Source organism: Euzebyales bacterium, assembly GCA_035461305.1.
Taxonomy (GTDB): Bacteria; Actinomycetota; Nitriliruptoria; order Euzebyales; family JAHELV01; genus JAHELV01.
The window spans coordinates 20,521-29,865 of sequence record DATHVN010000200.1; the positions used below are offsets into that span (position 1 = coordinate 20,521).

General features: G+C 72.2%; 7 protein-coding genes. 3 read left to right on the top strand and 4 right to left on the bottom strand.

What is annotated here, in order from left to right; all coding sequences use genetic code 11:
* The 3 genes from VK923_18320 to VK923_18330 all read right to left on the bottom strand — a co-directional run bounded on the left by VK923_18320 (position 1) and on the right by VK923_18330 (position 5,074).
* Positions 1–3,165: a glycosyltransferase gene (locus tag VK923_18320; GenBank protein HSJ46638.1), complete on the bottom strand. Its 3,165-nt coding sequence runs from the start codon at positions 3,163–3,165 to the stop codon at positions 1–3.
* Positions 3,166–3,314: 149 nt separating this feature from the next.
* Positions 3,315–3,545 (bottom strand): WhiB family transcriptional regulator, encoded by a 231-nt coding sequence (locus VK923_18325; GenBank protein HSJ46639.1) that lies wholly within the window; start codon positions 3,543–3,545, stop codon positions 3,315–3,317.
* A 185-nt stretch (positions 3,546–3,730) separates the two neighbouring features.
* Complete coding sequence (locus VK923_18330; GenBank protein ID HSJ46640.1) at positions 3,731–5,074, bottom strand: replication-associated recombination protein A; 1,344 nt, start codon at positions 5,072–5,074, stop codon at positions 3,731–3,733.
* 676 nt (positions 5,075–5,750) lie between these two features.
* Between VK923_18330 and VK923_18335 the strand changes: the two genes are divergently transcribed.
* Positions 5,751–6,833 carry a polysaccharide pyruvyl transferase family protein gene (locus tag VK923_18335; protein ID HSJ46641.1) on the top strand — a complete coding sequence of 361 codons (1,083 nt, stop codon included), beginning with the start codon at positions 5,751–5,753 and terminating at the stop codon, positions 6,831–6,833.
* A gap of 121 nt (positions 6,834–6,954) precedes the next feature.
* Positions 6,955–7,935: a lysylphosphatidylglycerol synthase domain-containing protein gene (locus VK923_18340; protein HSJ46642.1), complete on the top strand. Its 981-nt coding sequence runs from the start codon at positions 6,955–6,957 to the stop codon at positions 7,933–7,935.
* Here VK923_18340 and VK923_18345 read toward each other — a convergent pair.
* The gene (locus VK923_18345) at positions 7,889–8,998 is read right to left on the bottom strand and encodes a UDP-N-acetylglucosamine 2-epimerase (GenBank protein ID HSJ46643.1); all 1,110 of its coding nucleotides are present in this window, start codon (positions 8,996–8,998) and stop codon (positions 7,889–7,891) included. The genes VK923_18340 and VK923_18345 overlap by 47 nt on opposite strands.
* Before the next feature lie 180 nt (positions 8,999–9,178).
* On the opposite strand from VK923_18345, the gene VK923_18350 reads away from it, so the two are divergent.
* A complete protein-coding gene (locus VK923_18350; protein ID HSJ46644.1) occupies positions 9,179–9,304 on the top strand; it encodes a BTAD domain-containing putative transcriptional regulator in 126 nt (41 codons plus the stop codon).
* Positions 9,305–9,345 lie beyond the last annotated feature (41 nt).

Genomic DNA, 9,345 nt, shown 5'->3' on the forward strand with positions numbered 1-9,345 from the left:
CTAGCGCAGGTCGCCGGTGATCGTGGCGGCCGCCGCAGCGCGTGCGGCGGGCCCCGGCATCGGCGCCGGGTGGGGCCCGACGTGGACGTCGTCGATGTCGCGGCGTCGCGCCCCACTGCGTGGCGGACGCAGTGCGAGCGAGATGATCGCGATGATCACCAGCAGCTGCGCCGCGACGACCCACAGGTGGCGGGCCTCCCCGCCGGGCGTGATGTCGAGCCGGCCCGCGGACGGGATCTCGTAGACGTTGCCCGCCACGTCACGCACCGGCGACAGTCGCGTGCCGTCGAGCTCGACGTTCCAACGTGACGACGGTGCGTCCGACAGCAGCAGCCAGCCCGGCTCGACGTCGGCGCTGTAGGTGGCGGGTGCGGTCGGGCGCAGCCCCTGCTCCTCGAGTGTCCCGGCGTTGACGAGCTGGGTCGCGTCGCCGCCGTCCTCGGCCTCGTCAGCGGGCAGGACGACGGCGCGCGGCAGCCACGTCGTGACCTCGAAGATCTGGCCCGCGCCTGACGGCATCGGCTCGAGGTCAGGCTGCGCCGCGAGCAGGCGCGCGATCTCGGTGCGGTTGTCCCTGTCGTGGATGACCACGTAGCGGACGTTGAGCAGGCCGAGGTCCAGGGCTGCACGCGGGTCGCCTAGGCCGATCGAGGCGACCGACCGCGACAGCGCCTGGCCGACCGACTCGCTCGGCGTGGTCCCGAACTCCAGCATCGACGGCCCGTCGTCGTCGGTCACGTCCCAGTCGAGGGTCTCCGAGCCACCCGACAGCAGCAGGATGCGGTAGGCACCGACGCGGTCGCCGTCGGCCGCGACGAAGGCTGGTACCAGGTCGCGGGCGATGCGCAGCTCGGACCAGGGGTCGGTCACCACCCGGTACAGCCCGCCGGCGAGGCCGACCAGGAGCACCAGGGCGCACGCGGCGGCGAGCACCTGGCGCAGCCCGAAGCTGTAGGTACGCAGATGGTCGGTGATGGAGCGGGCGGCCAGGGTGGCCAGGCCGGCCAGCGCGAGGGCGCCGGGCAGCAGCAGGGCGGGGATCCATGTGATCTCCGACCCCAGGAAGCCGAACGCCCAGGCGATCAGTCCCCACACGGTGACGACGGCCAGCAGCACGACGACCGCGGTCGCGCGCCCGCGACCCGTCAGCAGCAGCGCGGCGCCGATGACGCCGGTGGTGACGAGCACGGCGATCAGCCCCCCGACGGGGTCGAGCCCTTCGAGGATGTCCGGTGCGATGAGGAACGCACGCCAGGCCGGCACGGGTTCGAAGGGCGCGGAGGGGACCACCTGCCCCGACGTGCGGACGACGTCGATGAGCCACGGTGCCAGAGCGACGAACGCGAGCGGCGCCGCGACCGCGGTGCGCAGCAGCGACCCCCGACGCGACGGCAGCGTGGCCGCCGTCAGCACGGCGGTCAACCAGATGCCCGCCAGGACCATCCACGCGCCGGGTGCTGCCGACCACATCACGGCCAGCGTCAACGCCATCAGGGCACTTGCCCGCCACCCCTCACTGGGCGTGCGGCGCTGATCGGCGCTCCAGACAGCGAGCACCACGAGGCCGGGCAGCAGCGCGGCGACCAGCAGCTCGCTGAAGCGCCCCTCCGCGAGCGCGCCGATGACGGGCGGGCTGAGGGTGTAGACCGTGGCGCCCAGCAGTCGGGGCCACATCCGGGTCGTCAGCAGTCGACCGGCACGGATCGTCAGCAGGAACGCCAACGGCAGCATCCCGAGCACGATGATGCGCTGCGCCAGCCAGGCGGATCCCAGCCCGACGTAGCTGAACAGTCCCAGCACCGGCTGGATCAGCGGCGTGAACGACCACGAGCCCAGCGGGTCGCCGTGCCACGGATGGAGATAGCCACGGATGAAGTCGGTCGCCTCGGCGGGCCACGGCCGCACCTGGCCGCCGACGATCTGTCCGCCACCGAGCAGGGCGAACGCGCCGAACAGGTACAGGACCAGCAGGATCGGCCCGACGATCAGGCTGGGATGGCTGCGCAGGAACGCGCCGAGGGTGCGTGGCTGGGGGGCGCGGACCGCGGCACTCGTCGGGTCCTCCAGCAGCCGCGGCGTCCGCGATCCCGACAGCCATGTGCCGATCGACTCGCCGTAGTCGCGCAGTCGCGCCCACGGGCTGGCGAACAGCGGCCGCAGGTCCGTGTCGGTGCGGCGGCGCAGGCGTTGGGTGCGTCGCCGCAGCTTCAGGGTGCTGGGCAGCTTTGCGATGTTCCAGCCGACCGCCTTCAGCCCGGCGGTACCGGCGCCGACGCGGCGCGTCAGCAGCATTCCCAGCGCACGGAAGAGGAACAGCACGGCACCGAGGGGCACGAGCAGCGCGAGCCGGGGGATGCTGTAGTTCTTGAGGATCGCCGCCAGCGTGTGGCGCTCGGTGAGGTAGGCGACGTCGTTGTGTGTGCCGCGCCGCGAGCCACCGGCGCGCTGACGTTCGCCCTCGCCATGACGTCCCCGCCCACCGGCTCGCTTGCGCTCGCCATCATCCAGCGGCCGTACGCCGCGCTCACCGGCGTTGACGTGGTAGCCGACGGCCATCGGCACGACACGCACCCGATGGCCGGCGATCCAGGCCCGCCAGCACAGGTCGAGGTCCTCGCGCTGGAACGACATGCGCATGTCGAAGCCGCCAAGTTCGTCGAACGCGTCGGTGCGCACGACCATGCCGGCGGTCGACACGAACAGGGTGTCGGTCTCCTCGTCGTGCTGGCCCTGGTCGATCTCGCCCGGCTCGAGCTGGCTGTGCCAGCGGCCGAAGGGGTCGACGGTCTGGCCGACATGCTGGACCAGTGGCTCCTGCGACCACTCGCGCAGCTTCGGCCCGGCGACCGCGACCTCGGGGTCGGCCTCCATCGTCGCAAGCAGCGTCGCCACGGTGTCGACGGTCATCACCAGGTCATCGTGCAGCATCAGCACCAGCGGCGCCCCGGCCAGCGCCGGATGGGCCCTGCCGATCTCGAACGCCTCGGCGAAGGTCCGCGACTGGTCGAGCCGCACCAGGCGGTCGGCGGTGACCCGTGATGCGAGCAGGTCCGAGGAACCGTCGGTCGATGCGTTGTCGACGACGACGAGCTCGAGACCGGCGATGCGCCAGTCCGCGATTGTCCCCAGGATCACGGGCAGCCACCGCAGTCCGTTGTGGACCACGAGGACGACCCCGAGACGGGGATGTGCTATAGCGTCTGTGTAGGACATGAACGAGGGATGTGCGCCCCGGGAGGGAGAGGCTCGATGGCGCGAGCAACAAGCCTACGCATGGTAGCCCCTGTGATCAGGGGACAGCGAATCCGACCTGCCTAAGAGGCCAGGCGCTTGAGCTTGCGACGTTCACGCTCGCTCATCCCACCCCAGATGCCGAACCGCTCGTCGTGCTCCAGGGCGTACTCCAGGCACTCGACCCGCACGGCGCACTCGGCACAGATGCGCTTGGCCTCACGGGTCGAGCCGCCCTTCTCGGGGAAGAACACGTCGGGGTCGGCGTTGAGGCACTTGGCCTCCTCGGCCCACGGCACTGGTTCGATGAACACGTCTTTCCCCTGTCACCCGAGTGCATCCGCCGACGTCCGCGCGGCGCGGTGCGCCAGTCCGAGTTGCGCGGCACGTCCTGACACGGATGGAACTCCACCGGTGTAACTATGCTTCCAGACGCGCGCACCGTCAACCGGTGATGCGGGTGTTGTTTGACGTTCGCGCAGGTCGGGTGATGAGACGATTACTCTTCGTCATTCTTCGTGCGCCATCGCTGCAGCTCAGGCTCGCGACCATGGTCGCCCGGCCGATACAGGTCACCTTGCCGGAGCCCGCCGGGTCCGTACTGCTGCGGGACCCAGCCACGCGGATCGTCGTGGGGGTACCGGTAGCCCTCGCCGTGACCCAGCCGGCGCGCACCCTTGTAGTGGGCATCGCGCAGGTGGGCGGGCACCGGCGCGTTGCCCAGCCGCTCGACTGCGCGGTCGGCCGCGCCGAGCGCCCGGGTGATGCTGTTGGACTTCGGCGCGAGTGCCAGGTACAGCGCGGCGTGTGCCAGCGCGAAGCGCGCCTCCGGCAGACCGACCGACTCCAGCGCCTGCCACGCCGAGGTCGCCACCGACAGCGCCGACGGGTCGGCCAGGCCGACGTCCTCGCTCGCCAGGATGATCATCCGCCGCGCGAGGAACCGTGGGTCCTCGCCCGCCGCGAGCATGCGGACCAGCCAGTACACGGCAGCGTCGGGATCGGACCCCCGCATCGACTTGATGAAGGCACTGACCTGGTCGTAGTGCGAATCGCCCGACTTGTCGTAGCGCATGTGCGGGCTGCCGAGCGCCACCTGGACGTCGTCGGCGGTCACGGCGGCGCCCGACGCGCCCTCGGCGGCGGCTTCAAGGCCGGTCAGGGCCACGCGGGCGTCGCCGTCGGCCGCCGCGATCAGCACATCGCGTGCCGCGGGCTCCAGGGTGACACCCGGCAAGCCGTCCTCGCGTGTCAGCGCACGGTCGATGACACGGCCGATCGCCTCGTCGTCGAGCGGCCGGAGACGGTACAGCAGGCTGCGTGACAGCAGCGGCGCGTTGACCTCGAAGCTCGGGTTCTGCGTGGTCGCACCGATGAGGGTGACCAACCCGTCCTCGACCGCGGGCAGCAGCGCGTCCTGCTGGGCGCGGTTGAAGCGGTGGATCTCGTCGATGAACAGCACCGTCACACGGCCGGCGCTGTCGCGGCGCGCCCTGGCACGGTCGATCTCGTCACGCACGTTGCGCACGCCCGCAGTGACCGCCGACAACTCGACGAACGCCGCGCTGCTCGACGCCGCGATCACACGCGCCAGGGTGGTCTTGCCAGTCCCCGGCGGGCCCCACAGGACGATGCTGCGCAGCGTGTCGGTCTCGATGGCGCGCCGCAGCGGGGTCTCCGGACCCGTCAGCTCGTCCTGGCCGATGACCTCGTCGAGGCGGGTCGGGCGGATGCGGGCGGCGAGCGGCACCGCCGCGGCCGCCGGGGCGGACGCGGGTGGTCCGGCCTCGAGGTCGCCGAACAGCCGTGCCGTCGAGGTGTCGTCCCGGCGGCCGGGGCTCATGGGGCCACGCCGGTCGTGCATGCTGTCATGGAGCAACGGTAACCGCCGTGCGCCGGGAGAGGGCGAGAGCGTCACCGACGTGTTCGGTCAGACCGGGTCGTCGAGCACCCGTGGGCCAGGTCGGCCTGCGCCAGGCCGGTTGATCCGTCCTGGTGGGGGCTGCCAATCGTCGTCACGGAGGAGGTGCGGCGGTGACCCACTGCGCCACGACCCGGGCCAGGAAGGTCGTCATCTGGTCACGGGTCACGGCCTGCGCGCGGCAGAACCGCCGCACGGCGGACCCGTCGGTGATGCGGGCGAGGCCGAACCGCTCGATCTCGTCGCCAGGGTCAGGAGGACCGCCAGCGCGTCGCGGCGGCGGACGGTCGCGAGGCGGCTGGGGTGCCGGTCGATCCCCCACCGGTGGAGCCGGCGCCTCGCGGCGTGACGGGATCGGCGACGTCGGGGCGGGGCTGACCGGCGCAATGGCGACGGGGCTCGGGCGCTGTGTCGGCCACAGCGACCGCGACGTTCAGCAGCAGCCACGACAGCGTCGTCACGATGGTCGCCAGACGTTGTCAGCCGGTCGGCCGCGCGTGCATGGTGGAGACAGTCGTCACGGCCGGTCCACCGCCGCCCTGAAAGGAACACTTAAGGTGATCTTAGTACTACTCTTTGATGCCACCGGTGGGCATGGATGCGCGTGACGGTGACGGCGTGGATTGGATCCGTCAACGCCGGTGATGAGCTGATCTTCGCCGCGTTGCGCGACAAGCTGCTCGCGCGTGGAACGCACGTGACGGCGATCAGCACACGACCCGCAGCCGGCCGTGACACGGGTGTGACGGACGTCGGCCACCTCGCGCCGGCGGCGGTCCTCGGCGCCATCAGATCCAGCGACGCCCTGATCTTCGGCGGCGGCGGGCTGCTGCAGGACCGGACGTCACCGTTCAACCTGCCCTACCACCTGTCGCGGCTGGCCGTCGCCCGGGCCACCGGCACCCCACGCGCGGTGATCGGTGTCGGGGCCGGTCCCCTGCGCACCACCGTCGGGCGTGCCCAGGTACGCGCCGCGCTGCGCGGGACAACCGCTGTGAGCGTGCGTGACCGCGGATCGGTCGAGGTCCTGCGCCGGACCGGGGTCCGCGACGTCAGGCTCGCGGCCGATCTCGCGCTGTCGCTTCCGGCGCCCTCCGCGGCGGCCGAGGACCGCATCTGCGCCTGCCTCCGACCCTGGCGGCCAACACAGGGACGCCTGCCGGCCGGAACCCGCTCAAGACGGGATGTGACCGCCCCGGCGATGGTCGACCGGCTGGCACGAGGGCTCGACGACGCCGCCAGACGCCTGGGGCTGCCGGTCCGATTGGTGGCCATGCAGCCCGGGTGGGACGACCTGCTGCACGCCCGCGTGGCAGAGCGGATGCACGCCGACGTGTCGCTGGTGAGCCCACCCACCGAGCGGGTGCTCGACGTGATCGCGGCGAGCCGCGTGGTCGTGGCGATGCGCTACCACGCGGCGATCGGCGCGGTCCTCGCCGGACGCCCGGCGACCCTGATCGGCTACGACGGCAAGTTGGTGGGGATCGCCGAGGCGATGGGTCCCGCGGCGCGGCTGCTGGAGTGGGCGCCGGCCGACCTGAACCTGCTTGGGGCCGCGACGGCCGGGGTCGCCGACGAGGGAGCCGACCTACCCGGGGTGCTCGCCGACCTGCGAATGCGCGAGCGCGTCAACGACACCGTGCTCGATGACGTGCTCGACGTGGCGGAGGCGCGCCGATGACCACCACCTGGGGACGGATCCCACCGCCTGGCGCACGCTCGTCGCCCAACACGCCGGCGCCGCCACATCTGAGAAACGACTCCCCCGCCCAGCGCACGTCGGATCCCCGGAGTGGGAGGACATGAGCAGCGACGGCGCGGGCGGGCGCAGCCGGTGGGTGCGCGTCGCCCGGGTGGTCTGGCTGGTGGCGTTGGCCGTGATGCTCGCCCGTGTCCTGGTCGTCAACCGGGCGGCCGTCGCCGACCTCGCGCAGGTGCGGCGGCCGTGGCTGCTTGCCACCGCACTGCTCGCGGGCTTCGGCCAGCTCGTCCTCAACGCGTCGTTCTGGCGTCGCGCGCTGGCGGCCAGCGGCGCCCGCGTGCGGTGGCGAACGATCCTCGAGGCGACGGCCCGCAGCGTGCCTGCCCGATACGTGCCCGGCAGCGTCTGGTACGCGATGAGCCGCGCCGCGATGTTGCGTGCGCGGGGCGTCGGCGTCGGCGCGCTCGCCATGACCGCGCTCCTCGAGGGCGTGCTCACGGTCGTGGTGAGCCTGGCCCTGGGAGGCGCGCTGCTCGGCCTGGCCGGCCGCCTGCCCGGTAGGCAGCTGTCCGGCGTCGCGTGGGTCGTCGTGCTGGTCATCGCCACGGCGCCACCGGCGCTCAACCGCGTCCTCAGCCGGCTTGCACGGCGAAGTGGGACGACCGCCCCGGCGCTGTCGTGGGCCGACCACGGCGCGCTTGTCGCCTGGCTGACCGCGTTCTGGGCGCTGTCCGCCGTCGCGTTCACCTGTTACCTGCTCGCTTTCGACGTCGACGTCCCCGGCCCGGCGGCTACGGCTGGCGCGTTCCTGGTCGCCTGGGCGATCGGCTACCTGACGCCCATCGCGCCGCAGGGTGCCGGCGCGTTCGAGGTCGTTGTCGTCGCGCTGCTCGTCGGCGCCACCGACGGGCCGCTGGCGGTGATCGTCGCCGGGTTCCGCGCCCTGATCGGGGTGCGCGACGCCCTCGCGTTCACATTGGGGGCGTGGACCGGGCGGTCCGGGGCGCCGCCGCCCGCGCGGCGCGCGCCCGAGGTCAGCCCAGTGAGCCGGCCAGCGCCGGCGGGACGTCGATCAGGGTGAGCAGATCGCCGAGGATCTGCTCGGACGGTCGGTCGTCGAGGTCCGCCGGCTTGCGCCGGTAGCGCTCAGAATCGGCGATGAAGTCGGCGATCACGGGCGGGCGGTAGTTCGACAGCACCACGTTGGCGGCGAGCCCGTTCGGCCGCTCGGTCCGCCTCCGCCACAGCAGCGTGGGCACGCCCAGCAGCGCGCACTCCTCCTGGACGCTGCCGCCGTCGGTGATGACCAACGGTGCGGCGGCAAGCATGTTGACGAACTCGCGGTGCGACACCAGCGGCACCAGCTCGACGCCCGCCTCGACCAGGCGGGCGTACCTGCCCATGCGGACCAGCGTCTTCTCGGTCGGCGTGTGGACCACGAAGCGCACCGGCATCATGGTCGCCAGGCGCTGGACGGTCGCGACGAGACGTTCCACGCGACGCCGGCTGGTCAGGTTCTCGACGCGGTGCATCGACACGATGGCCGGGCCGTGCGACGGCTGGGACAGCTCCAGCGACGTGTGCAGCGCCTCGATGACGGTGTTGCCGCTGAGCTGCACGGCGCGGTCCGCCAGCCCCATGGCCCGCAGGTTGTCCATGGCGACCTCGTCCGGCGCGAACAGCCGCGTCGACAGGCGCATGACCATCAGCCGGATGGCCTCCTCCGGGAACGGGTGGCGCAGGCTGTGCGAGCGCAGGCCCGCCTCAAGGTGGGCCACCGTCAGACCCGCCCGGCGTGCCAGCAGCGCGGACAGCAGCGTCGACGGGGTGTCGCCGTGCACGACGCAGACGCCACCACGGTTGCCGAAGATGTCATGGCGCACCTTCCGCGCCGACCACAGGCGCCGACCGATGCCGGCCGCCCACCCCAGGGCCCCGCCGATCGAGGTCACGTCGTCGACGCCGCCGAGCACGACGTCGGGCCGGCGCACGCCGAGCTCGGTGCGCATGGTGGCGCTGAGTTGGGCGTGCTGGCCCGAGTCGATCAGGCGGTAGTCGATGCCGCCCTGCACGAGCAGGCGTAGCAGTGGCGCCGTCTTGATGTACTGGGCCTTGGTGCCAAGGAAGATGTGGATGGTATCCATGTCTCGCATCCAGCGGTTCCCCCTTCGCGCCTGTGCTCTAGGCGTACGGGTCCGTGCGCAACGTCCAGCCGTGGCAGCATATCCACGGAGGCGAGTATCACGGTCGCACCCCGTCATACCGTCTCAAGCGCAACCGCACTGCGCGACCACCGTTGTTGTGCCGACAGGCTCCCTGGGCCGTTGGGAACCCGCGATCCGGCCGCCGCCGCGGCGTGCTTCGAGGAGGCGTTGGGGCTCTGGCGTGGCGACGCGCTCGCCGAGTTCGCCGACGTCGCACCACTGGCGGCCGACGGGGTGCCTGACTGAGCCGCGGCACGCGCTGATCGACGACCTGGTGGTCGCGCAGC

Coding starts and splice junctions, on each gene's coding strand:
- VK923_18330 (HSJ46640.1), bottom strand. CDS start 5,074: ATGAGCCCCGGCCGCCGGGACGACACCTCGACGGCACGGCTGTTCGGC.
- VK923_18335 (HSJ46641.1), top strand. CDS start 5,751: ATGCGCGTGACGGTGACGGCGTGGATTGGATCCGTCAACGCCGGTGAT.
- VK923_18340 (HSJ46642.1), top strand. CDS start 6,955: ATGAGCAGCGACGGCGCGGGCGGGCGCAGCCGGTGGGTGCGCGTCGCC.
- VK923_18345 (HSJ46643.1), bottom strand. CDS start 8,998: ATGGATACCATCCACATCTTCCTTGGCACCAAGGCCCAGTACATCAAG.